This is a genomic window from Antribacter sp. NEAU-D49 (genome assembly GCF_057158775.1).
Genome location: NZ_JBXTSN010000019.1, coordinates 41,629 through 65,596 on the forward strand (window position 1 = coordinate 41,629; position 23,968 = coordinate 65,596).

Here is a 23,968-nt window from a genome sequence, read left to right on the forward strand (position 1 = left end):
GGTCAGCTCCTTCTCACGGTCGGCCGCGCGAGCCAGCGGGCGACGACGAACAGCACGAGCACGAGGACGAGGAGGATGGCGGCCGCCGCGAAGCCACGCTGGACGAGCGACGGCTCGCCCGTGCGCACCGCGGAGAAGACGAAGAGCGGCAGCGAGTTCATGACGCCGTCGAGCGGGTTGCCGACGAGGAACGGGGCCGCTCCCGAGGTGAGGAGGACGGGCGACGTCTCCCCGACCGCCCGGGCGATCCCGAGGATCACCGCCGTGGCCAGACCCGGCCGCGCCGTCGGCAGCACCACGTGCCAGACCGTCCGCCACCGGGAGGCGCCCAGAGCCAGGCTCGCCTCCCGCAGGCCACCAGGCACGACCCGCAGCACCACCTCGGCAGCCCGGGCGATGATCGGGAGGCTCATGACGAACAGGGCGAACCCCGCCGCCAGGCCGGATCGCGGTACGCCGAGCGCCACGATCAGGACCGTGTAGATGAAGAGGCCGGCGACGATCGAGGGCAGCGCGGTCATGGCCTCGACGACGGTGCGCACCACCCGCCCGAGCCGCCCGCCCACCTCGGTCATGAAGACCGCGGTGCCGAGCGCGAGCGGGACCGCCACAGCCATCGCGATGCCCAGCTCGATCACCGAGCCCACGATCGCGTGCAGCACACCGCCCGCGGAGAGCGGGTCGCGCGGGCCCACCCCGGCCATGTCGTCCGACCACGTCGCCCAGTGCCAGAGCGCGGGCCACGCGCGCACGAAGACGAAGACGATCGTCGACCCCAGCGCGAACGCGACGGTGGCGGCCCCGGCCGAGACGAGCGTCGACACGAGGCGGTCCGCCACCGCGGGACCCGGCGTCGTGAGCACGGTCGCGATCGTGACGAGCATCAGGAGGAACACCAGGCTCACCAGCACGCACGCCAGGACGCTGCCCCAGGGGAGCAGGCGGTAGCAGACGAGCCAGCCGAGCGCGGCAGCGCCCAGCAGGGAGCCGACGGCGATGACGCGGTCCTCGCTCGTGCTCTGCGACACCTTGCGCGGCGCAGCCGGGGGCGCGTCCGGCGCGACCGCACGCAGCCGGGTGCTGCCCGCCGCCCCGGCGCCACCGAAGGTCGTCGCAAGCGACGGTGCGACAGCCATCAGATCTCCGTCCCGGCGCCCGAACGGCTGCGCGCCACGATCAGGGCCGCCAGCGTGTTGACCGCCAGGGTGATGAGGAAGAGGACGAGCCCCGCCGTGAGAAGGGCCGACAGCTGCGCGTCGGACGCCTCGCCGAACCGGCCGGCGATGAGCGCCGAGACCGTGTTGGTGCCGATCTCCAAGGGCCGGAACTTGAGGTCGAAGGCCGGGGAGATGATGAGGACCACCGCGATGGTCTCGCCCAGCGCACGCCCCAGCCCGAGCATCGTGCCGCCGATGATGCCGCCCCGTCCGAAGGGCAGCACCACCGTGCGCACCATGCCCCAGCGGGTGGACCCGAGAGCGAGCGCCGCCTCCCGCTCACCCAGCGGCGCCTGCGAGAACACCTCGCGCATGACGGCGCACGCCATCGGCAGCACCATCATCGCCACCGCGATGCCCGCCACGAACGCGGAGGCCGTGTACCTCGACTGCTCCCACTGGGCGAGGGACAGGTCCGCGTCCACCTGGAAGAACGGGAGCCAGCCGAGATACACGTGCACGAAGCGGGCGACGGCGCTCGCGTGCGGCTGCAGCAGGAAGAAGCCCCACAGCCCGTAGACGATCGAGGGCACGGCCGCCATCAGGTCGACGACCGACACGAGCGCGCCGCGGAGCCGGGTCGGCGCGTACTCGCTGATGTACAGGGCCGTGGCCAGCGCCAGGGGGAACGCGAAGCTCATCGCGACGAGCGCCACTGTCACGGTGCCGGCGAGGACCGACAGGATGCCGAGCGTGTCCGTCTCGGGTGACCACTGGGTCTCCGTGAAGAAGGACCAGCCGTAGCGCCGGAGCGTCGGGACCGCCTGCCACGCCAGGAACGCCCCGATGCCGCCAGTCACCGCGAGGACCACGAGGCCCACTGCGCGGGAGCCCGTCACGAAGACGAGGTCGCTCCCGGTCGGGCGGGTGGCGATCTCCCGGCGGACCGCGGGGGGCGCGGAGCCGTCAGGGGCACGGAGCCGGGTACTCATGCGGCGGGGCCTCCTCGTGCGCGCTCGTAGGACGGTCGCCGGGCGGTCCCGGCGGCTCCCCGATCGAATCCGCCGACGGCGTCCGGGGAACCTCCCTGCGGTGAACGAGGGACGAACGCGATCAGCCTGGACGACGCGTGGAGCTGGAGCGGGACGGTGTCGATCTCCGCGTCGGGCGCCACGAGCAGGAAACGACGGCGCGCCTGGTCGCACCGGACCCGCCGGTCGTGGTGGCTGAGTCCCTGGACCACCGGGACGCCGTCGTCCTCGAGCAGCCAGCGCCAGCGGAAGCCGTCCTCCATGCGGAGGGTCGACGTCAGCCCGTCGAGCACAGCCAGCGTCCGCTGGATCGACTCGCGCGCCGCCGTCTGGCTGGGCTGGGCATCGACGACGCGCGCCAGGCCCCGCCCGTTGGGGCTGATGAGCCTCCACCACCAGACCGCAGCGTCGTCGGTGCGGTACAGCTGGAACACATGACCGTGCGACCCCATGAGGCCCCTCCGCGTGCACCCAGAGAAACCCGCCGTCGTGGCGGGCCGGGCACTACTGAAGGGCTCTCAACCGACGTCCAGGTCGGACCCAGGCGAACGAGGGACGATCACGCAGTGAACGAAAGCGCACTATTGGACATCAAAGGGTGAAATCCACGGGAACATTCACCCGCTGGTGTCACACGGCGGCCTGTCGCCGACTACGCAGCGCTCACGCAGACCTCACGGCCTGCCCGCGTACGGCATCGCGCTCGACATCCGGAGCGCCGTCTCCCGCACCGGCGTACCCGGGTAGACCGCCTCGATCATGCGCCCGCCGCCCGAGTACATCGCCACGTGGTAGATCGTGGACGGGTCACTGCGGTTGGTCGCGTAGAAGATGAGGTCGCCCGGCCGGAGCGCGTCGTAGCCGATCTTCCCCACGGCGAGGTACTGCGACCGGGACGTGCGCGTGATCCACACGCCCGCGCTCGACCAGGCGCCCGACGTCAGCCCCGAGCAGTCGTAGGCCTCCGGACCGCTCGCGCCGAGCTGGTACGGCGTGCCGATCTTCGACCGCGCCCACGACACCGCCGCGCTTCCCTGGGCCGCCGTGCCGACAGAGACGCCGCTCGTGGGCGGGGCGGGCGCGGGAGCCGGGGCCGGGGCCGGGGCCGGGGCGGGGGCGGGGGCGGGGGCAGGTGCGGGAGCCGGCGCGGGCGCCGGTGCGGGCGCCGGTGCAGGGGCAGGGGCCGGAGCCGGAGGGGCAGCAGGCGCAGGAGCGGGATCAGGAGCCGCCGGGACGTCCCCCGCGGGAGCGTCGGCACCGTCCCCGCCCGGCCCGGGCTCCGCCGTCGGCCCGGGATCGGGGGCGGGCGCCGGGGCGGGAGCCGCGGCTGCCGCCGCCTCGATGGCTGCCCGCTCCTCCGCCTCGCGCTGTGCCTCGGCCTCGGCTGCCCGCGCGGCCTCCCGCTGCCGTTCGATCTCGACGGTCGTGGCGCGGAGCTGCGCCAGGCGCTCCACGAGCTGGGTGCGCTGCTGCTCGGCGGCGACGGTGCGGGCCTCGAGGTCGGCGGCGGCGAGCCGGGCCGCGTCGTAGGTGCGCTCGGCGGCAGCGGCGGCTTCGCGCTGCACCTCGCTCGCGGCCGTCCACCGCGACTCGGCCGAGTCGGCAACGGCGCGCGCGTCCTGGTAGGTCTGCAGCGCGGCGCCGAGCTTGCGGCTCACAGCACGCGACGCGGCGTCCCGGCTGACGACGTCGGCGACGTCCTGGGCGTCGAGGAGCAGGGCGGCACCGGAGAGCCCGCCCGCGCGGTCGGTGCTGCGGTAGACCTCGGCCAGGGAGCCGCGGGCCGCGACCTCCCCGGCACGCGCCGCCACGGCGTCGTCGGCGGCCTGCTCGGCGGCGGCTGTGGCAGCCTCGAGGGCGACCTGAGCCTGCGCGTGGTCCTCGCCCGCGATCTGGACCCGGAGCTGCGCGGCGGCGAGCTCGGCACGGAGGGCGTCGAGGGCGGCGTCGGCCCCTGCGACGTCGAGCTCGCCGGCCGCGACCTGAGCGTGCGCGGCTGCGAGGTCGTCCTCGGGCGTGTCGGCTGACGCGACGGTTCCCCACGGGAGAGTGAGGCTCACGGCGAGCGTCACGACCATGACCACCCGCCGCCACATCCGGTTCGCACTCATGCCTGCCCCCAAACCTTGCTGACCAGCCCCGACGCACTCACACCCCGGGACCTCCCTCGCCAAGGTTCACCCGGGCACGCAACTTCCGCGACCGGAAGAGTCCGACAAGGCCGCCATTGGCAAGCGACACGCCGTCTCATTTTCGAATCTCAGGATTCAAGACGCCTCTTTCGGGGATCGATCGCCGCGTCTACGGTCAAGCCATGACTCGTCGAATGTGTTGCTGACCTCAGCGCACGTTCGCCTGCCCGCGTGCCGGACCCGTCCGGCCGCGCACCGCGTGCGCGCTCCCCAGCCGCCGCGGCTCGTCTCCCTGAGCGCAGGCCCCTCCCGGGCTCGTGCCGCGGCACGTCTCGTCCGTACCGAAGACCTCACGCCAGGAGAGCAAGAGCCATGACGCAGCCCCAGTGGTCCTTCGAGACCCGCCAGATCCACGCCGGCCAGACCGCCGACCCCACCACCGGCGCCCGCGCGCTGCCGATCTACCAGACCACCTCGTTCGTCTTCCCCGACGCCGCCACGGCCGCCGCCCGCTTCGGCCTGCAGGACCTGGGCCCCATCTACACGCGCATCGGCAACCCGACGCAGCAGGTGGTCGAGGACCGCATCGCCAGCCTGGAGGGCGGGGTCGGCGCGCTGCTCGTCGCCTCCGGCCAGGCCGCGGAGTCCCTCGCGATCCTCAACATCGCCGAGGCAGGCGACCACGTCGTGGCCTCCGCCAGCCTCTACGGTGGCACCTACAACCTGCTGCACTACACGCTGCCGAAGCTCGGGATCCAGACCACGTTCGTCCAGGACCCGCACGACCTCGACGAGTGGCGCGCCGCCGTGCGCCCCGACACCAAGCTGTTCTTCGGCGAGACCATCCCCAACCCGCGCTCCGACGTGCTCGACATCGAGGGCGTGGCGGGCGTGGCCCACGCGTCCGGCGTCCCCCTGATCGTCGACAACACGGTGGCCACGCCCTACCTGATCCGGCCGTTCGAGCACGGGGCCGACATCGTGGTGCACTCGGCCACCAAGTACCTCGGCGGGCACGGCACCGCCATCGGCGGAGTGATCGTCGACAGCGGGTCCTTCGACTTCGCGGCCGACCCCGAGCGCTTCGCCAACTACAACACGCCCGACCCGTCGTACCACGGCCTCGTCTACGCGCGGGACCTCGGCGTCGGCTCGCCGCTGGGCGCCAACCTGGCGTTCGTCCTCAAGGCGCGCGTCCAGCTCCTGCGCGACCTCGGCCCCGCCATCTCCCCCTTCAACGCGTTCCTCCTGTCCCAGGGCATCGAGACGCTGTCGCTCCGCATCGAGCGCCACGTCGCCAACGCCCAGAAGGTGGCCGCGTGGCTCGAGTCCCGCGACGACGTCCGTGTGGTCCACTACGCGGGCCTGCCCAGCTCGCCCTGGCACGCCAACGCCCAGAAGTACGCGCCGCGCGGCGCGGGCGCCGTGCTCGCCTTCGAGCTGGACGTGGCCGACGACGACGGCGCCGCCGCCGGTCAGGCCTTCGTCTCCGCGCTGCAGCTGCACTCGCACGTGGCAAACATCGGCGACGTCCGGTCGCTGGTGATCCACCCCGCGTCGACGACGCACTCTCAGCTCACGCCCGAGGAGCAGGCGCTGTCGGGCGTCACTCCCGGGCTGGTGCGCCTCGCCGTCGGCCTGGAGCACGTGGACGACCTCCTCGCCGACCTCGAGCTGGGCTTCACGGCCGCGAAGAACCTGCTGGGCCACGGGGACCAGGCGTGACGGCCACCGCCTCCACGCACCCTGGCTGTACGACGCCGGCGCCCTCCGTGACCACCAAGCCTCTCGCGCCCGCCCGGCCGCTCGTGCCCGCGTCCGGGGCGTGGCGCGAGGGCGACCCGGTGGGGCGCCGGCTCTTCGTCGACCTGGGCGCCTTCGACCTGGAGGCGGGAGGGCGACTGCCATCGGTCCGCGTCGCGTACGAGACGTGGGGGGAGCTCGCACCGGACGGTTCCAACGCCGTCCTCGTGCTGCACGCCCTCACCGGCGACTCCCACGTCTCGGGCCCGGCCGAGGAGGGACACGCGACCGACGGGTGGTGGGACGCGATGGTGGGCCCCGGCAGGCCCATCGACACGGACCGGTACTTCGTCGTCGTGCCCAACGTGCTCGGAGGCTGCCAGGGCACGACGGGCCCGTCCACGCCCGCACCCGACGGGCTGCCCTGGGGCGGCCGGTTCCCCTTCGTCACCACGCGCGACCAGGTCGCGGTGGAGGTCGCGCTCGCCCGCGAGCTCGGCATCACGTCGTGGGCGCTCGTGGCCGGCGCGTCGATGGGCGGGCTGCGCGCGCTCGAGTGGGCTCTCCAGGGGCCCGAGTCGGGGATCGAGGTGCGGAACCTGGCGGCGATCGCGACCACCGCGCAGATCGGCGGCGACCAGATCGCGTGGGCGCACCCGCAGCTCGCGGCCATCCGCATGGACCCTGGGTACCGCGACGGCCAGTACTACGACGCGCCCGACGGCGCCGGTCCGCACCTGGGCCTCGGCATCGCCCGGCAGATCGCGCACACGACCTACCGGTCGGCGTTCGAGCTGGACCAGCGGTTCGGACGGCTGCCGCAGGGCGGCGAGGACCCGTTCGCCCGGGGCCGCTTCGCCGTGCAGTCGTACCTGGACCACCACGGGGACAAGCTCGCCCGGCGCTTCGACGCGAACTCCTACCTGGTGCTCACGGAGTCGATGCTGTCGCACGACCTGGGCCGGGACCGCGGCGGCGTCGAGACAGCGCTCACCCAGGTCACGGCGCGGACGCTCGTCGTGGCGGTGGACAGCGACCGGCTGTTCCCGCCCACGCAGTCGGCCCGGCTGGTGTCGTGGATCCCGCGCGCCGAGCCGCTCCGGATCGTGACGAGCGACTTCGGGCACGACGGGTTCCTCATCGAGTTCGACCAGCTCGGCCCCATCGTCGCGGAGTTTCTCGCGGAGGCCTGAGGCGGGGCCGCCGCGCGCGTGTGGGTGGCGGGTCCTAGCGTGGTCCCGGGACGGACGACGGCGCCGCCCCGCGAGCCGGGCGCCAGGCCCGGCTGGACTCCGCCGGGCCACGCCCGGCTCGACCCAGGAGATCAGCATGGCGAAGCTCAACCCGTACCTCAGCTTCAAGGACAACGCCCGCGAGGCGCTCGAGTTCTACCAGTCGGTGCTCGGCGGCGAGGTGACCATCAACGCGTTCGGCGACATGCCCATGGAGGGCATGGAGACCAACCCGGACGAGGCCGCCCTTGTCATGCACGGGCAGCTCGACACGCCGGCCGGCCTCACGATCATGGCGTCGGACACCCCGTCGTTCATGGAGTACGTGGAGCCGTCGAGCGGCGTCACCGTGGCACTGACCGGCGGGCCGGAGGACCAGGAGTACGTGCAGGCGGCGTACGACAAGCTGTCCGACGGCGCTACCGCGGGCATGCCGTTCGAGCTCGCCCCCTGGGGCGACTACTACGGCCAGCTCACCGACAAGTTCGGCATCTCCTGGATGTTCGACGTCGGCACGGAGCAGCAGGCCTGACGCGCGCGGCAGGCGGGAGGCGCTCAGTGCAGCAGCAGCGCTTCCCGCCGGTCGTGCAGGTCGCCGAGGCGCACCTGGAGCACAGCCTGACGCTGGAGCAGCTCGCCGCGCACGGCGACGACGGTGGCGGCGGCTTCCCGCACCCTGCCCGCGGTCTCGCGGATCCGGCTCATCACCGACCAGTCGCTGAAGATGTTGTCGAACCAGACGTCGAAGAGGTCCGTCAGCCCGTCGATGTCGATGGCGCCGACCCCCTGCCGGCCGAGGTCGCCCAGCTCGGCGCTGAGCCGGTGCAGCGCCTGGTCCGCCTTCCGCATGCGCGCCACCGCCTCGTCCATCTTCTGCCGCTTCACCAGGTCGGTGAGGAAGCCGCCGCCCCCGAACGTGTCGAAGGCGGCCCAGTCGCTCGCGCTGTCGAGCAGCTTGCGGGCGGCCTCCAGCTCCGAGACGGCGGCGTCCGCCGCGGCGAGCGCCTCCTCCACCTCGGTGAGCTCCGCCCGGGCGGTGCCTGCCCGCTCGGCGAGCGCCGTGAGCTCCTGCGCCCCCGGGTGAGCCCCGGCGACCAGCGCCGTCTCCTTGGCGTCGAGCGCCTGCCTGCGCCGCGCGTCGACGTCGCCGAGACGGTCGAGCGCCTGGTGGGTCGCCGCCAGCTCAGCCTCCGCCGCGTCGTGCCGGGACTGGGCCAGCGCCGCCCTGTACTCGGCCGCGCGGGCCTCCGCCCGTTCGGCCTCGAGCCGCTCGTCGCGGTTGCCGCGCAGCACGGCCCAGATCAGCGTGGGGCTGAAGTCCTCGAGACGGGACACGTCGGCCGACTCGTCGGCGAGCTCGGCGCGGGCGGCGCGCAGGGCCCGGCGCGTCTCCGTGTGCGTCGCCTCGGCCCGCTCGAGGCGGGCGCGGAGCCGGGTGCGCTCCGCGCGGTCGGCCTCGGCCTTCTCGAGGGTGGCCTGAGCGAGCTGGAGCGGTGTCGTTCCGGACATACAGCACACCCTAGGGGCTGCTCGGAGGGCACCGTGCGGCCCGGTCGTGGGTAGGTTGGGACCGTGCTCGCCGCCTATGCCACCCAGTTCTCGCCCGACGCCCCGCTCGACGGCCTGGAGGTCGGGGACCGCCCCGAGCCCGAGGCACGGGAGCACTGGTCCACCGTCGAGGTCCGGGCCGCGAGCCTGAACCACCACGACCTGTGGTCCCTGCGCGGGGTCGGCCTGCGCGCGGAGCAGCTGCCGATGATCCTGGGGACGGACGCGGCGGGCGTGGCCCCGGACGGCAGCGAGGTGGTGGTGCACGGCGTGATCGGCGGCGACGGCCACGGCGTCGGGCCGCGCGAGGGCCGCACCCTGCTCTCCGAGAAGTACCCCGGCACGCTCGCCGAGCGGGTGGCGGTGCCGACCGCGAACCTCGTGCCCAAGCCGGCGGCGCTGTCGTTCGAGGAGGCTGCCTGCCTGCCCACCGCCTGGCTGACGGCGTACCGGATGCTCTTCACGGCCGGTGGCCTCCGGCCCGGGAACAGGGTGCTGGTCCAGGGCGCGGGCGGCGGCGTCGCCTCCGCCGCGATCGCGCTGGGGGCCGCGGCCGGGCTCGAGGTGTTCGCCACCTCGCGCTCCAGCGAGAAGCGCGAGCGCGCCCTCGCGCTGGGCGCCGCCGCCGCGCTCGAGCCGGGCGCGCGCGTGCCGGCGCGGGTCGACGTCGTCGTCGAGTCCGTGGGCCAGGCGACCTGGGGGCACTCCGTCCGGTCGGTCCGGCCGGGCGGCACGATCGTGGTGTGCGGGGCGACGTCGGGCGACGCTCCCCCGGCCGAGCTCACGCGCGTCTTCTTCCAGGAGCTGCGGGTCCAGGGGGTGACGATGGGCTCGCGCGACGACCTGGCGGCGCTGCTCTCGTTCCTCGCCCGGACCGGGCTGCGCCCCGTGATCGACGCCGAGGTGCCGCTCGCCCGGGCCGGCGAGGGCCTGGCGCGCCTGGCGGAGGGCACCCAGTTCGGCAAGGTCGTGGTGACCGTCTGACCCGGGGCGGCGGACTGCCCGTCGAGAACAACATTGCGCAGGCAACCAGGCCCGGTTGCCTGCGCAATGTTGTTCTCGGCGAGCCCTATCCCGGCAGGGCAGCCCCGTAGCGGTCCGCCAGCGTGCGGGCAGCCTCGACGAGCTCCGGCGGGCCCACCACCTCGAAGGGCACGTCGAACACCCCGAGGTAGCCGGCGAGCCCGCCCCACGACCAGGACCCCAGCACCACCCGGCAGCGGGGCGCGCCGTCCACGTCGGGCAGCGGCTCGCACAGGCCGTGGGCGCCCACGTACGGGGCGATGACGTCGGCCCGCGCGTGGAGCACGGCCTCGCCCCGTACCGGTGACTGCGACCGGCTCAGCCGCTCGCCGACGAACCGCGCCACGTCCCCGCCCGGGATCTCGCGCCGGGTGAACCGCGGCCCGGTCCCTGACCGGAGGGCGAGCCGGTCGATCCGGAACAGGCGCCAGTCGTCGCGGTCGAGGTCGAACGCGACGAGGTACCACCTGCCCTCCGACGTGACGAGGTGGTGCGGCTCCACCCGCCGCGGTGGCGTGAACGCCGCCTCGCCGTCGCCCACGGCCGCCCTCGTGCCGCCCTCGTAGTCGAACCGGACCACCTCGCGCGCCTGGCAGGCGGAGCCCAGCGCGAGGAGCAGGTCCGGGTTCACCGGCTCCGCGGGCGAGGGCCGACGGCGCACGCTGGTCACCTCCAGCGCGTCGAGCCGCGCCCGCAGCCGGGCCGGCATCACCTGCCGGATCGTCGCGAGCGCCCGGAGTGCGCCCTCCTCGGCACCGGGCGTGGCCCCGGTCCGCAGCGCGACCGCCAGCGCCACCGCCTGCTCGTCGTCGAACAGCAGCGGGGGCAGGTCGGCGCCCGCCTCGAGGCGATAGCCGCCGTCCGGGCCCTTGGTGGCGTTGACCGGGTAGCCGAGCTCGCGCAGCCGGTCGACGTCGCGGCGGACGGTCCGGGGGCTGACACCGAGCCGGTCCGCGAGGAGCGGGCCGGGCCAGTCCCGTCGGGCCTGCAGGAGCGACAGCAGGGTGAGGAGGCGTCCGGAGGTCTCGAGCATGAATCGAGGATCGCATGCAACAGAGGACAGGACCTGACCGCTACTGCCGCAAGAGTGGTGCACGTACCGAACCCGACCTGGAGGCATCGTGATCCGCACCCGAGAGCTCACCAAGGACTTCGTGGTGAGCCGCACCCGAACCGTCCATGCCGTCCGCGGCATCTCGCTCGACGTGGAGCCGGGCGAGCTCGTGGCCGTCCTCGGCCCCAACGGAGCAGGCAAGACGACGACGCTGCGCATGCTCACCACGCTCATCCCGCCCACCTCGGGCACGGCGGAGGTGGCCGGCTACGACGTGACCGCCCACCCGGACCGGGTCCGCGCCGCCATCGGCTACGTGGGCCAGGGCAACGCCGCAGGCGCGTCCCAGCGGGTGCGCGACGAGCTCGTCACCCAGGGCGAGGTCTACGGCCTCGACCGGCGTGCGGCACGCCGTCGGGCCGCGGAGCTCCTCGAGGTGCTCGACCTGACCGAGCAGGCCGACCGGAAGGTCGAGAGCCTGTCCGGCGGGCAGCGGCGACGCCTCGACGTGGCCGTGGGCCTGGTCCACTCGCCCTCGCTGCTGTTCCTCGACGAGCCGTCCACCGGGCTGGACCCGCACAACCGCGCCAACCTGTGGGAGCACATCCTGCGGATGCGCACCGCGGCGGCCGAGCCCATGACCATCGTGCTCACCACCCACTACCTGGACGAGGCGGACACGTTCGCCGAGCGCGTCCTCGTGGTGGACCACGGGCAGGTCATCGCCGACGACACCGCCGACGCGCTGAAGGCGGAGCTCGCGGGCGACCTGGTGACCGTCCGCGTCGACCCCGGCCAGGCCTCGACGCTCGCCGCCATCGCCGACCGCGCCCCCGGCACCCGCTCGGTCCGCGCCCAGGCCGGCGTGGTCGAGATCCGCACGGCGGACGGCCCCGGCGCGACGCCGGGCCTGCTGCGCGCCGCCGACGCCTCCGGCATCGACGTGACCCGCGTGGACGTCACGCGACCCACCCTCGACGACGTGTTCCTCGCGCTCACCGGCCGCAGCCTCCGGGAGTCGGCCGCGGTCGCCGACGACGACGCCCCGGCGCCCGACGGCGACGCCCCCGCGCCCGGCGCCTCCGACGCCACCACCCGCCCGACCCCGAAGGAGGTCGTCGCATGAGCACCGCGACCCTGACCCCGAGCACGCCGCCCACCCCCGCCGTGCGGACGCTTCCCCGGCGCAGCTTCCTGCGCGACACGCGGATCGTCCTGGTGCGCGAGCTGCGGCCTGTGGTGCGCGAGCCGTTCTCGCTCGTGTTCGGCCTGGTGCAGCCGCTCGTGTTCCTCGGCCTGTTCGGCCCGCTGCTCGTGGGCAGCGCGGGCGGCACTCTCGGCGGTGACGTCTGGCTCTGGTTCGTACCGGCCGTGCTCGCGATGACCACGCTGTTCGGCACGTCGGTGACGGGCTCGAACCTGCAGCTGGACCTGTCGTCCGGCGTGCACGAACGGATGCTCGTCACGCCGCTCTCGCGCCCGGCCCTCCTGGTGGGGCGCGCGCTCAAGGAGGTGGTGCCGATCGTCGCCCAGTCGGTGCTGGTGCTGCTGGTCATGCTGGCGTTCGGCCTGCGGCCCGACCCGCTGGGCGCGGTCGTGATGCTGGCGCAGCTCGCGGTGCTCGGGATCGGTGTCGGCTCGCTGTCCTACGCGCTCGCGCTGGCGGTGCGCAAGCAGGAGTGGATGTTCTGGGTGGTGCAGCAGACGGTCCTGTTCCCGGTGATGATGCTCTCCGGCATGCTCCTGCCGCTGGAGACCGGGCCTGCCTGGATGCGCGCCGTCTCGTCCGTGAACCCGCTCCGGTACGTCGTGGACTCCGGCCGGGCGGCTTTCGCGGGCGACGTGGCGTCGTCGGCCGTGGCGTGGGGCTGGGTGGCTGCGGTGCTCACGGCGGCCGTAGGGCTCCTCGTGGGGGTGCGGGCGATGGTCCGCTCGGCGGACTGACCCCTTGCCGCGACGGGCTGCTGACAGGTCTGTAAGTAAATGGGCTTCACCCTCTTGACCGTGTCCCCTTCGTCCCTCAGGGTGGATGCGAGAGAGCGCTCTCGCATCCACCCTCGACGTTCGAAGGAGCACGTCATGCGCAGCATCAGCACGCCCAGACGCTTACTCGCGGCCACGGCCGCGGTCGTCACCCTCCTCACCCTCGGGCTGGCCGCCCAGACCACCGCGGCCGCCGCACCGGGCGACAACATCTCGCAGGGCCGGCCCGCCACCGCCTCGAGCACGGAGTTCGGCTGGAGCGGGGCCGCCAACGCGGTCGACGGCGACACCGGCACCCGCTGGTCCAGCGCCGCGGCCGACAACCAGTGGATCCAGGTCGACCTCGGCTCCGTCCGGTCGATCGGCCGGGTCGCCCTCGACTGGGAGGGCGCCTTCGCCTCCGGCTACCGCATCGAGGTGTCGAACGACGCGACGAACTGGACCACCGTCAGCACCCGGACCAACGGCACCGGCGGCGACGAGTCGCTCACGGTCTCGGGCAGCGGACGCTACGTCCGGCTCTTCGTCACGCAGCGGGGCACGCAGTACGGCGTCTCGCTGTGGGAGCTCCAGGTGTTCGAGGGCAGCGGCGGCACGTCCACGCCGCCGCCCGCCTCCGGGTCACCGCTGAGCCAGGGCCGGCCGGCCACGGCCTCCAGAACGGAGTTCGCCTGGAGCGTGGCCACGAACGCCGTCGACGGCGACGGCGGGACCCGCTGGTCGAGCGCCGCCGCGGACAACCAGTGGATCCAGGTCGACCTGGGCACGGTGCAGGCCCTCGGCCGGGTCGCCCTCGACTGGGAGGGCGCCTACGCCTCCGGCTACCGCATCGAGGTCTCGAACGACGGGGCCGCGTGGTCGACGATCCACACGAAGACCAACGGGACCGGCGGCGACGAGTCGTTCGCCGTGTCGGGCAGCGGGCGCTACGTGCGGCTCTTCGTGACCCAGCGCGGCACCGGGTACGGCGCCTCCCTCTGGGAGTTCCAGGTGTTCGGCACCGGCGGCGGGACGCCGTCACCCAGCCCGTCGCCGACCCCGCCGTCGGGCACCTCGCGGCTGCTCTCCTACAACAAGCCCGGCACCGCCTCCAGCAGCGAGAACAGCAGCGCCTGCTGGGAGTGCTTCCCGGGCGAGGCCCTCGACCTCGACCCCGCCAGCCGCTGGGCGACGAGCCCCGAGACCGGCTGGGTCGACGAGGGCTGGATCGCCGTCGACCTGGGCGCCACGGCCCACGTGACGAGCGTCGTGCTGCAGTGGGACCCGGCGTACGCCACCTCGTACAGCATCGACGTGTCCGCGAACGGCACGTCCTGGCAGACGGTCTACAGCACCACGACCAGCGCCGGGTTCAAGCAGACCATCCCCCTGAACGCGGACGGCCGCCACGTCCGCGTCCACATGACCGACCGCTCCAGCGCCTACGGCTACTCCCTGTGGGAGTTCCAGGTGTTCGGCACGGGCGGCGCACCCGTCGCGCCTCCGGCCGAGCCGGCGAACCCCGACTTCAGCAACCTGCGGCTCGTCTGGGCCGACGAGTTCAACGCTCCCGCCAACACGCCCGCGGACACCGCGAAGTGGACCATCGACCCTGGCGTGCCGCAGAACGGCGAGGAGCAGTACTACACCCCCAGCGGCAACGGGTTCCACGACGGCCAGGGCAACTTCATCCTGGAGGCCCGCCGCCAGGCGTACGAGGGACGGCAGTACACCTCGCACCGCATGAACACGTCCGGCACGTTCAACACGCAGTACGGCCGGTTCGAGACCCGCGTCAAGGTGCCGGAGGGCCGGGGTCTGTGGCCGGCGTTCTGGATGATGGGCTCCGACTTCCTGGAGGGCCGCCCCTGGCCCTACAACGGCGAGATCGACATCCTCGAGGTGCTCGGCCAGGACACCGCCACCGCCTACTCCACCCTGCACGCCCCCGCGTACAACGGGGCGGGCGGCTACGGGCAGAGCTACGGCCTGCCGGGCGGCGCCAAGCTGTCCGACGGGTATCACGTCTGGGCCGACGAGTGGGACAGCAACGGCATCCGCTACTTCCTGGACGGCCGTGAGGTCTTCTACGCGTCCAGGGCGACCGTGGAGTCCACCCGCGGGCCGTGGATCTTCGACCACAACCACTACATGATCCTCAACCTCGCCGTGGGCGGGGCGTGGCCCGGTGCGCCGGACGCGTCCACGCCGTTCCCGTCACGCATGGTCGTGGACTACGTGCGCGTCTACCAGTAACCACCCGGCTTCGCCGAGGGTGAGGGCTCAGGAGAAGCGCAGGCGGAAGGCCTCCGTCAGCGTGGGGCCCTCCTCACCGAGGCGCCAGACGCTCCAGCCGTCCGCCGTGTAGGACCCGGACACCGCCGTGGCGGCGGTGTCCGGGTGGCGGAACCGGCCGCCGTCGGGCAGCTCGATGGTGCCGTCCGGGTACAGGACCGCCTCGTAGTGCTGGCCGCGCCGCGGGCGTGACCACAGGATCCGCGTGGGGACGCCGATGCTGTGGGCGAGGGCCGCCAGGTCCGGGTCGTCCTCCTCCTCGAAGAGCATCGGCGTGTCCGTGCGGATGCCCGGAGGGACCGGGACCGTCGGCTCCTCGTACCCCGCTGCCGGATAGGCCTGCGCGTCGTACGGGTCGGGCTGGTACCCGGCGCCCTGCTCCCACGGGCGGTCGTCCGGCTCGGGGGCGGCAGGCGCTCCCAGGTAGGGCGGCTCGAACGGCGCCGGGTAACCCTGCGCCGGGGTGTCGCCATAGCCCGTCTCGTACTGCTCGGCGGGGTAGGCGGCGAAGCCACGGGCCGGGGTGGGGGCGGCGTCGTATCCCCGGCCGTAGCCGTCGTCGGCCGGCGAGCACGCGTACGAGTCGTACGCGGGAACGGTCTCGTAGGTGGGCGGTGCCGGTGGCTGGTCGTACGCCTGCGGCTGGTCGTACGCGGGCGGCGCAGCCGGGTAGGTGGGCGCCGCCGGCGGCTGGTCGTAGGTGGGCGCCGCGTCGAAGCTCGGCCGCGGCTCGAAGGACGTCACGAACGCGGGTACGTCCGGCTCGGCGGCGTAGCCGGACGGCTCGTAGCCGGTTCCGCCACGCGGCTCGGCGGGCGGGGCGTCGTAGGTGGGCGGCTGCCACAGGTCCTGCGCGGGTTCCGGGACGGGCGCAGGGGGAACCTGGTCCACGAGCGGAGGCGGCGGCACCGGGGCATGCTGCACGGCGGCGGGCGGCGGGACGACCGAGTCGAACGGCTCGGGCGACGCGAATCCGCCCGACGGCGTGTCGGACGATCCCGAGAACCGGTCCGAGCGCGACCGGCGGCGCGGTGCGGGCTCCGGCTGCGGCTCCACCGCCCGGGCAGGCGGGGCGGGGCGCGGCTCGAGCGCGGGGCGCGGTTCGACTGCCGGGCGCGGTTCGGGGGCGGGCGGGCTCGGGATGGTCGGGATCGCCTCGCTCACCTCCGACCGGCGGGTCGACAGCGCCGGCCTGCCGCTGATGGGCTCGGGCGCCGCAGGCTGCGGCACGGGCTCCGCAGCCGTGCGGCTCGCCTCCTGAGCCGCCGCGCGCGCCCGTCGGCCGGCCCGGGTCCCGGCCCCTGCAGCCGGCGCCGCCGACGCCTCCGCGAGCTGCGCGTCCGGCACCCCCGGCGCCGCGGCTGCGGCGGCTGCCGCCGCGGTGGCTGCACCGCCCGCACCACTCGCCTCGAGGCTGGCACGCATGCCGGCCACGGACCTGCCACCGTGACCGTCCGAGACGTCGGCGGCCGCCACCTCCCCGGTGGCGAGCGCCGCTCGCGCCACGGCCCCCCGGGTCATGCCCGCCCGGGAGGCGCGCGTCGCGCCGGCGCGCGGCGAGCTCTCCGCCGGGAGGGCGGGGCGGTCCACCGGAGCCGCGGGGGAAGCCGGCGCGTCGGAGTCCGCGGCCGAGCGCCGGAGCCCGGCCCGCAGGCTCGCGACCGTCGGCGCGGGCGCGGCCGCGACCGTCTCGGCGCCCGGGGTGCGGCGGTCTGCGGGCGTGCGCTCCGCCGTCGTGCCGCGCTGCTGCGGGGCCTGGGCGATCACGGGCATCTTGCCGGTCAGGGCGTACCCCACCTTGACGCCCTCGGCAAAGGCCTCCTGGGCCTGGCCTCCCGTCGTGGCCGCCGCTGCCGGGCGCGGCGGCACCGCCGCCGCCTGCTTGCCCTTGGGCATGGGGAGCCCGGGCGGGAGGTGGATGACGAGCGGAGAGACGTCGAGGAAGCGGCGGCCGTCGGCCGAGTGGACCACGCCCATCTTCAGCACCTCGACGGGCATGGACGGCTGCCGCAGGAAGTCCACCGCGTTGAGGATCTCCTGGGGCGCCTCCTGGCAGATGATAATGAGGCGCGCGCCGCTGCCCTTGCTGTGCTGCGACCGCGTGACCGGGACGCTGTCGTAGAACTCCGCGACGTCGTGCGGGAAGGCCTGCGGGCCGCCGTGGTACCGCTCGGCGAGCTCGCCGCGGGTGAGGCGCCCGGCGGCGCCGGCGTGGTCGAGCGCCTTGGTGAGGTTCTCCTTGTCGAGCTCCGCGACCAGCTCGACCACCACCGGGGACCCGGCCGCGTCGAGCGCGAGGAGGTGGGGCTCGTCGGGGCTCGTGCCCTGCGCGATCGGGAACACCTGCTCGCCGAGCAGGCCGTCGATGTGCGACTCCACCACCCTGTGGGCCGTCGTGTGGACACCGGGCTCGCCGCCCGCGCCACCGCGCGCGGACTGCACGAGGAGGGGCCGTGTGGCGTCGACCTCGAACAGTGGCATAGGGGAAGCTCCCGGGGTCCTGACCTGTAGCCCCCGTGGCCACGGTCCGGCATAGCCTACAAGGCGGTGCTGAGGGGTCCCGAAACGCCCGGGACCACCCAGATCGTGATACTTGTCTACCGGCAGGAAGGCACTCATACTGCCCTCATGCCCCGCCCTGCCGCCACACGCTGATGGACCTGGTGCCCATCCTGTGGGCGGGCATCGTGGCCGGGTACGCCGTGGCGCTGCCGGTCGGGGCCGTCGCCACGTACCTCGTGGGCGTCGCGGCCCGGCATCCCTGGCGGGTCGGCGCCGCGGGAGCGCTGGGCATCGCGACGGTCGACGGCGTCTACGCCCTCCTCGCCGGCCTGTTCGGGGCGGCCGTCACGCGCCTCGTGGAACCGGTGGCGCTGCAGCTCCAGATCGCCTCCGCGGTCGTCCTGGTGGGCATCGCCGTCCACGGGGCAGCCGGTGCGGTCCGAGCCTGGCGCGACCGCGACCCCGTTCGCTCTCCGCGCACCGCGCCGGCGGACCTCACCGTCCCGCGAGCGTTCGCACGGTTCGTCGCCATCACCGCCGTCAACCCCGCGACCGTGCTGTTCTTCGCGGTGGTGGTGGCGGGTGGTGCCGCACCAGGACTGCTCGGGCCAGGGCTGGGGCTCCTCGGGGCGGTGGCGTTCGGGGCCGCAGCCTGGGTCGCCTCGGCGTCGTGGCAGCTGGCGCTCGCCCTCGGCGGGACGCTGCTGGGCCGCGCCCTGTCCGGACCGCGCGGCCGGCTGACGACGGCCCTCGTCTCGTCGGCCCTGATGGTGGCGCTGGCGGTCGTGATGCTCGTGCCGTGATGGCGGTGTCGTGATGGCGGCGTCGGCCGAGCCCGGCCGGGCGCCGGGCGGGTCAGCTGTGGCCGGTCTCGGCCTCGTCGTCGGCGAGCCGCTCCTCCACGCGGGCGATCTTGCCGTCGAGCTCACCGGTGCGGCCGTCGGGCCGGAGATCGGCCTTGACCACGAGGGACGTGCGGTAGCCCGCGCGGACGATGGTCTCGGTGGCTCGCTGGATCACCGGCATCACCTCGTCCCAGGTTCCCTCGATCTCGGTGAACATCGACGTGGTCCGGTTCGGGAGGCCCGACTCCCGGACGATGCGGACAGCCTCGGCGACGTGCTCGGCGACGGACTCGCCGGCGGTCATGGGGGCGACGGAGAACGCGAAGACGGCCATGGCACCCATCGTGGCACGTAGGCTCAGGACGTGACACGAGTGACCCTCCTCGCCGGCGGCGTCGGTGGCGCCCGTCTGGCCCACGGCCTCGACCTCGCGCTCGGTGACGACGACCTGACGGTGGTCGTGAACGTCGGCGACGACACCGAGCTGCACGGCCTGGCCATCTCCCCCGACATCGACACCGTCGTCTACACCCTCGCCGGCCTGAACGACGAAGAGCGCGGCTGGGGGCTCCGCGGGGAGACCTACGCAACGCTCGACGCGATGTCCCGGCTCGGCGAGGACACGTGGTTCACGCTCGGCGACCGCGACCTCGCCACGCACATCGTGCGGACGGCCCGGCGACGCCGCGGTGAGCCCTTGTCGGCGGTGACCGCTGCGATCGCGTCCTCGCTCGGCGTCCGCCCCCGGGTGCTGCCCGTCACGGACGACCCGCTCGCCACCCTCGTGGACACCCCCTCCGGCCGCCTCGGGTTCCAGGAGTACTTCGTCGGCAGGCGGCACGCCGACGCCGTCCTTGGCCTCACCTACCAGGGGGCCGACGACGCCCGCCCCGCCCCCGGCGTGCTGCCCGCCCTCACCGGGGCCGACCTCGTGGTGCTCGCCCCGTCGAACCCGTTCCTCTCGATCCACCCTCTCCTCGCGGTGCCCGGCGTGCGGGACGCGCTCGCGGGGACGACCGGTCGCCGCGTCGCGGTGAGCCCGATCGTCGGGGGCCAGGCCATCAAGGGCCCGGCCGCGCAGATCCTCGAGACCCTGGGGCACGAGGTGTCGGCCCTCGGCGTCGCCCGCCTCTACGCCGGGCTCGTCGACGTGATGTGCATCGACACCGCCGACGCAGCACTCGCCGGCCCCATCGAGGCGCTCGGGCTCGACGTGCTCGTGACGGACACGATCATGGGCGGCCCGGCGGGCCGCGAACGCCTGGCGCGCGACCTCCTGGCCCTCGCGTGAGCCTGGCGGCTGGTGGCCTGGCGGCTGGTGGCTCGGGGGCTGGTGGCACCGTGGTCGCGGTGGTCCCGCTGCGCGACGGCGTCTCGGGCAAGTCGCGGCTCGCGTCGGTGCTGGACCCGGCGTCCCGGACCCGGCTGGTCGCCGTCCTGGCCCGGCACGTGGTGACGACGCTGGTGGGGGTCGGGGCGGTCGAGCGCGTGGTGGTCGTGACGGCGGACCCGGAGTTCGCCCGTGCGACCCTCGCCGGGATCGACGGGTTCGAGGTGCTCCCCCAGCCCGTCGACCGGCCCGGGCTGAACGCTGCCCTTGACGTCGCGCGGGAGCACCTGCGCGGCCCGGCCGGCCCGGGCGGCCCGGGCGGCCCGGGCGAGCCTGGCGGCGCCAGCCGGTTGCCGCGGCTGCTCGTGGCGCACGCCGACCTCCCGGCGCTCCGCGGCGACGACGTCGCCGCCCTCCTCGCCGAGGAGGCGGACGTGGTGGTGGCGACGGACCGGCTGGGTACGGGCACCAATCTGCTGTCCCTCCCCGGGACGACCGGCTTCCGGTTCCGCTTCGGGCCGGGGAGCCGGGCCGCGCACGAGGCCGAGGCCGCGCGCCTGGGGCTGCGCCACGTCACGGTCAGCCGGCCGGGCACGGCGGTCGACCTCGACACCATGGACGACTGGGACGAGCTGCCGGACTCGGTGCGGGCCGCCGTCGGGCAGGACGTGCCGCGCCTCGGCGCGACCCGCTGAGGCGGGAGCCGCGGGAGTGGCCGCCACAGAGACAGTAGGTGTGCTGGTGTTGTCACTCTCCGTACACAGAGTGGACGGAGAGTGACATCGCCAGGGGCGCAGGTGTCCTGACGTCGCCCGCCTTCGGCGCGGGCGGCCCGACGTCCATGAAGCGGCCCGCGGCCGGGGAACGGGACGCCGGCCTCCCCGGCACGATGGGCCGGGTCGCCCCGCCGGTCTCGCAGGAGCCCTGAGGCTCAGCCGCGCGCGGTCCAGCCGCCGCGGTGCACCACCTCGTCCAGGGGGCGCCGGGTGCGGCGGGCCGGGGAGCCGGCCGACCCGCCGTCCGCCGGGTGCCCGACGGCGACCACCCCGGTGATCTCGAACTCGTCCGGGATGCCGAGCTCGGCGCGGACGGCCGGGACCTCGTCCGGCGCCACCCCGAAGAAGCACGCCCCGAGGCCTTCGTCCACCGCGGTCTGCAGGATGAGCAGCGACGCCATGCCCACGTCGACGTGCCAGAACGGCACCGGCCAGCGCCCTTCGTCCTGGTCGGTCCAGCCCTTGTCCCCCTCGGCGTACCGCCGCAGGTAGGCGGCCTTCGACGCGAGCGCCAGGATCAGCACGGGCGCCGTCGACATCCCCGCGAGCCAGGAGGACAGGTCCCGGCCCGACGCCGGTGAGGCCGCCCGCCAGAACCGGCCCGTGTCCTCCGGCCGGTCGAGCACCACGAACGCCCACCCCTGCGAGAAGCCGGCGCTGGGCGCACGCACTGCGTTGCGGACCATGCGGTCCACCGCCTCCTCAGGCACGGGCTCAGCGGTGAAACGGCGGTGCATCCGGCGCTTGCGCACCACGTCCTGGAACTCCATGCGGCCATCCTGCCCCAGGTCACGCGGCGTCGAGCCGCGCTCGCACCTCCTCGTCGAGCACCAGGTCCGCCGCGCCGAGGATCTCGTCGAGCTGCGCCACCGTGCTCGCGCCCACCACCGGGATCACCGGGTGCTCGCCACCGAGCAGCCACGCCAGCGCCACCTGGTTGGGCGTCGCGCCGACCTCTGCCGCCACCTGGCGCAGCAGCGTCACGCGCTCGCGGGAGCTCGGGTGGTCGGCACCCCGGGCCAACGGCTTGTCGTCACGCGCGAAGGCCCCCTGGTGCAGTGGCGAGTACGCCGCCACCGCAAGCCCCGGCCGGCCGTCCACGCCCGTGGACGCCGCGTAGCCGAGGAGCTCCGACGTGGCCCAGTCGGTCCGCACCGGCAGGGGCCGCGGGTAGACGTAGCTGTGCGACTGCTGCACCACCCCGTACGGCGCCACGCCGAGCCGGGCCTGCGTCTCTCGCGCCTCCACGACCCGCCACACGGCCACGTTCGAGATGCCGGGGATGCCCACCACTCCCTCGTCGACCAGCTTGCCGAACGCCCCCACCGTCTCCTCGAGCGGAGTCTCCAGGTCGTCCACGTGCCCGTAGAGCACGTCGATGCGGTCGATCCCCAGGTGGCGCAGGCTCTCGTGCGCCTCGCGCCCGATCACCTCGGCCGAGAGCCCCTGGAAGTTGGCGGGCGAGAACGGCAGCGCCGGGTCCTTCTTCGCCGCCCCCAGCTTGGTGGCGATGCGCAGGGCGTCCCGGTTGCCGCGCGCCGCCATCCAGCGCCCGAGCAGGTCCTCCGAGTCGCGCCCGTACCCGCCGTTCCAGACGGCATAGTTGTTCGCGGTGTCGATGAACGTTCCCCCGGCCTCGACGAACCGGTCGAGGATCGCGAACGACGTCTCCTCGTCGGTGGTGGTGCCCATGTTCATCGCGCCGAGGCACAGCGTCGACACCTCGAACGACGTGTGCCCGTTGTCCAGCGTGCGGTACTGCATCGATATCTCCTTCGTGCGTCGTGCGGGCCAGCCCCGCGCGGCACCTCAACGCTAGGGACGGATCGGTCCGGTAGTACGGTCCAATCCCATGAGCAGGAACCAGACCAATCCCGCCGAGGCCGACGTGCTGCTCGCCCTCGCCACCGGCCCCGGCACGCTCCGGAACCGGCTCGAGCGCGGCATCATCGACGCCGTCACCTCCGGCCGGCTCCCACCGGGCACCGCCCTCCCGCCGAGCCGCACGCTCGCCGACGCGCTCGGCATCTCCCGCTGGGTCGTCACCGAGGTCTACGGGCACCTCGTCGGCAAAGGCTTTCTCGAGGCGCGCACCGGATCGGCCACCCGCGTGGCGGCGAGCGCCGCCGTCGGCCCGCCGACCGCCACCACCGCGGACCGGCGCAAGGCCGCCGCACGAACCGGGCGAGCCGTGCCCGCACCGCTCGAGAGCGCCGTCGCCCGCGCGCCCTACGACCTCGCCCCCGGCGTGCCCGACCTGCGCCACGTACCCCGCGAGGCCTGGCTCCGCGCCGCACGCGAGGCGCTCGCCGAGGCGAGCAACGACGACCTCGCGGGCCAGCCGTGGAGCGGCCACCCGCGGGCACGGGCCGCGGTCGCGGGGCACCTGCGCCGCGCGCGGATGGCCGGCGGGCCCGAGGACGCGGTGGTCCTCACGCGCGGCGCCGCCGACGGCATGGACCGGGTCGCGACCGCGCTCGCCCGGGCGGGGCACACGCACCTCCTGGTCGAGGACCCGAGCTGGGCGCCGCTGCGCGACGTCGCCGCGGCCCGCGGCCTCACGCCGGTCCCCGTCCCGGTGGACGACGACGGCGTCGACGTGAGCGCGCTCGTCGACGCCGCGGCCCGCACCGGCGCACGTGCCGCGCTCGTGACCCCGGCGCACCAGTTCCCCACCGGGTCCGCGTTGTCCGACGAACGCCGGGCCGCGCTGCTCGCCTGGGCGTCCGACGTGGACGGCGTCGTGGTCGAGGACGACTACGACGCCGAGTTCCGCTACGACCGCCGCCCCGTCGCCGCTCTCCAGGGGCTGGACCCTGACCGCGTGCTCCTCCTGGGGTCGGTCAGCAAGACGCTCGCTCCCGCGTTCCGCCTCGGCTGGGCGGTGGTCCCGGCCCGGTGGCGGGCGGCGGTCGCCGCCGCGAGCGGCCCGACGCCGGCGCCCTCCACCCTGGACCAGCTCGCCTTCGCGCGGCTCCTGTCGGGCGGCTCGTACGGGCGGCACCTGCGCGCGGCCCGGACCCGGTACGGGCGCCGGCGGGACGCGCTGGTCGCCGCGCTCGGGCGGGAGCTGCCGGGCGTCCGGGTGCGGGGGATCGCGGCGGGGCTGCACGCGGTGGTGGACCTCGGAGCCGGGCCCGATGCGGCAGACGTGGTGCGCGAGGCGGCCGCGCGCGGCGTGTCGGTCGCGGACCTGCGGCGCTACCAGGCCGCCCCGGCTGCCCGCTCCACGGTGCTGGTGCTCGGCTACGGCAACCTGGCGGACGCCCGCCTGGAGCAGGCGGTGCGGAGGCTGGCGGAGGCGGTCGAGGCGGCCCTCCGTCTCGCGTAGGACCCTG

Annotated in this window: 21 protein-coding genes; 11 read left to right on the forward strand and 10 right to left on the reverse strand. The window is 74.5% G+C overall.

What is annotated here, in order from left to right; all coding sequences use genetic code 11:
* Positions 1 to 2: 2 nt before the first annotated feature.
* From AC060K_RS15100 to AC060K_RS15115, 4 genes are all read right to left on the reverse strand, one after another.
* Positions 3 to 1,136 (reverse strand): PstA family ABC transporter permease, encoded by a 1,134-nt coding sequence (locus tag AC060K_RS15100; RefSeq protein WP_483766222.1) that lies wholly within the window; start codon positions 1,134 to 1,136, stop codon positions 3 to 5.
* On the reverse strand, positions 1,136 to 2,149 hold the full coding sequence (gene pstC / locus AC060K_RS15105) for a phosphate ABC transporter permease subunit PstC (protein ID WP_483766223.1): 1,014 nt from the start codon (positions 2,147 to 2,149) through the stop codon (positions 1,136 to 1,138). Before pstC ends, AC060K_RS15100 begins: the two co-directional genes overlap by 1 nt.
* Positions 2,146 to 2,640, reverse strand: a complete 495-nt coding sequence (locus tag AC060K_RS15110; RefSeq protein ID WP_483766224.1) for a hypothetical protein — start codon at positions 2,638 to 2,640, stop codon at positions 2,146 to 2,148. The genes pstC and AC060K_RS15110 overlap by 4 nt, the downstream gene beginning before the upstream one ends.
* Before the next feature lie 222 nt (positions 2,641 to 2,862).
* Complete coding sequence (locus AC060K_RS15115; protein ID WP_483766225.1) at positions 2,863 to 4,299, reverse strand: C40 family peptidase; 1,437 nt, start codon at positions 4,297 to 4,299, stop codon at positions 2,863 to 2,865.
* A 393-nt stretch (positions 4,300 to 4,692) separates the two neighbouring features.
* Here AC060K_RS15115 and AC060K_RS15120 point away from each other — a divergent pair, with 393 nt between their 5' ends.
* The 3 genes from AC060K_RS15120 to AC060K_RS15130 all read left to right on the forward strand — a co-directional run bounded on the left by AC060K_RS15120 (position 4,693) and on the right by AC060K_RS15130 (position 7,827).
* Positions 4,693 to 6,045: a bifunctional o-acetylhomoserine/o-acetylserine sulfhydrylase gene (locus AC060K_RS15120; protein WP_483766226.1), complete on the forward strand. Its 1,353-nt coding sequence runs from the start codon at positions 4,693 to 4,695 to the stop codon at positions 6,043 to 6,045.
* A 47-nt stretch (positions 6,046 to 6,092) separates the two neighbouring features.
* On the forward strand, positions 6,093 to 7,256 hold the full coding sequence (metX, locus tag AC060K_RS15125; RefSeq protein ID WP_483766227.1) for a homoserine O-acetyltransferase MetX: 1,164 nt from the start codon (positions 6,093 to 6,095) through the stop codon (positions 7,254 to 7,256).
* 136 nt (positions 7,257 to 7,392) lie between these two features.
* Positions 7,393 to 7,827 (forward strand): VOC family protein, encoded by a 435-nt coding sequence (locus AC060K_RS15130; RefSeq protein WP_483766228.1) that lies wholly within the window; start codon positions 7,393 to 7,395, stop codon positions 7,825 to 7,827.
* 23 nt (positions 7,828 to 7,850) lie between these two features.
* Here the strand turns inward: AC060K_RS15130 and AC060K_RS15135 are convergent, their stop codons facing one another.
* Positions 7,851 to 8,804 (reverse strand): hypothetical protein, encoded by a 954-nt coding sequence (locus AC060K_RS15135; RefSeq protein WP_483766229.1) that lies wholly within the window; start codon positions 8,802 to 8,804, stop codon positions 7,851 to 7,853.
* 63 nt (positions 8,805 to 8,867) lie between these two features.
* Between AC060K_RS15135 and AC060K_RS15140 the strand changes: the two genes are divergently transcribed.
* Positions 8,868 to 9,827, forward strand: a complete 960-nt coding sequence (locus tag AC060K_RS15140; protein ID WP_483766230.1) for a zinc-binding dehydrogenase — start codon at positions 8,868 to 8,870, stop codon at positions 9,825 to 9,827.
* Between the two features lie 85 nt (positions 9,828 to 9,912).
* On the opposite strand, the gene AC060K_RS15145 is transcribed toward AC060K_RS15140, so the two are convergent.
* On the reverse strand, positions 9,913 to 10,899 hold the full coding sequence (locus AC060K_RS15145) for a helix-turn-helix transcriptional regulator (protein ID WP_483766231.1): 987 nt from the start codon (positions 10,897 to 10,899) through the stop codon (positions 9,913 to 9,915).
* A gap of 88 nt (positions 10,900 to 10,987) precedes the next feature.
* Between AC060K_RS15145 and AC060K_RS15150 the strand changes: the two genes are divergently transcribed.
* The 3 genes from AC060K_RS15150 (at position 10,988) to AC060K_RS15160 (ending at position 15,138) form a co-directional block, all read left to right on the forward strand.
* Entirely contained in the window at positions 10,988 to 12,046 is a 1,059-nt protein-coding gene (locus AC060K_RS15150; RefSeq protein ID WP_483766232.1) for an ATP-binding cassette domain-containing protein, read from the forward strand.
* A complete protein-coding gene (locus AC060K_RS15155; protein ID WP_483766233.1) occupies positions 12,043 to 12,864 on the forward strand; it encodes an ABC transporter permease in 822 nt (273 codons plus the stop codon). Before AC060K_RS15150 ends, AC060K_RS15155 begins: the two co-directional genes overlap by 4 nt.
* A 135-nt stretch (positions 12,865 to 12,999) precedes the next feature.
* Positions 13,000 to 15,138, forward strand: coding sequence for a discoidin domain-containing protein (locus tag AC060K_RS15160; RefSeq protein ID WP_483766234.1), 2,139 nt, complete (start codon positions 13,000 to 13,002; stop codon positions 15,136 to 15,138).
* A 27-nt stretch (positions 15,139 to 15,165) separates the two neighbouring features.
* Here AC060K_RS15160 and AC060K_RS15165 read toward each other — a convergent pair whose 3' ends face one another.
* Positions 15,166 to 17,658: a restriction system modified-DNA reader domain-containing protein gene (locus tag AC060K_RS15165; protein WP_483766235.1), complete on the reverse strand. Its 2,493-nt coding sequence runs from the start codon at positions 17,656 to 17,658 to the stop codon at positions 15,166 to 15,168.
* 173 nt (positions 17,659 to 17,831) lie between these two features.
* On the opposite strand from AC060K_RS15165, the gene AC060K_RS15170 reads away from it, so the two are divergent.
* Positions 17,832 to 18,482 (forward strand): LysE family transporter, encoded by a 651-nt coding sequence (locus AC060K_RS15170; RefSeq protein ID WP_483766236.1) that lies wholly within the window; start codon positions 17,832 to 17,834, stop codon positions 18,480 to 18,482.
* 52 nt (positions 18,483 to 18,534) lie between these two features.
* Here the strand turns inward: AC060K_RS15170 and AC060K_RS15175 are convergent, their stop codons facing one another.
* Positions 18,535 to 18,858 (reverse strand): thiamine-binding protein, encoded by a 324-nt coding sequence (locus AC060K_RS15175; RefSeq protein ID WP_483766237.1) that lies wholly within the window; start codon positions 18,856 to 18,858, stop codon positions 18,535 to 18,537.
* 30 nt (positions 18,859 to 18,888) lie between these two features.
* On the opposite strand from AC060K_RS15175, the gene cofD reads away from it, so the two are divergent.
* The gene (gene cofD / locus AC060K_RS15180; protein ID WP_483766238.1) at positions 18,889 to 19,815 is read left to right on the forward strand and encodes a 2-phospho-L-lactate transferase; all 927 of its coding nucleotides are present in this window, start codon (positions 18,889 to 18,891) and stop codon (positions 19,813 to 19,815) included.
* The gene (locus AC060K_RS15185; protein ID WP_483766239.1) at positions 19,812 to 20,549 is read left to right on the forward strand and encodes a 2-phospho-L-lactate guanylyltransferase; all 738 of its coding nucleotides are present in this window, start codon (positions 19,812 to 19,814) and stop codon (positions 20,547 to 20,549) included. The genes cofD and AC060K_RS15185 overlap by 4 nt, the downstream gene beginning before the upstream one ends.
* A 236-nt stretch (positions 20,550 to 20,785) precedes the next feature.
* Here AC060K_RS15185 and AC060K_RS15190 read toward each other — a convergent pair whose 3' ends face one another.
* Positions 20,786 to 21,400, reverse strand: a complete 615-nt coding sequence (locus AC060K_RS15190) for a nitroreductase family protein (protein ID WP_483766240.1) — start codon at positions 21,398 to 21,400, stop codon at positions 20,786 to 20,788.
* A gap of 19 nt (positions 21,401 to 21,419) precedes the next feature.
* Entirely contained in the window at positions 21,420 to 22,394 is a 975-nt protein-coding gene (locus AC060K_RS15195; RefSeq protein ID WP_483766241.1) for an aldo/keto reductase, read from the reverse strand.
* Positions 22,395 to 22,482: 88 nt separating this feature from the next.
* Between AC060K_RS15195 and pdxR the strand changes: the two genes are divergently transcribed.
* On the forward strand, positions 22,483 to 23,961 hold the full coding sequence (gene pdxR, locus AC060K_RS15200) for a MocR-like pyridoxine biosynthesis transcription factor PdxR (protein WP_483766242.1): 1,479 nt from the start codon (positions 22,483 to 22,485) through the stop codon (positions 23,959 to 23,961).
* Positions 23,962 to 23,968: the final 7 nt, after the last annotated feature.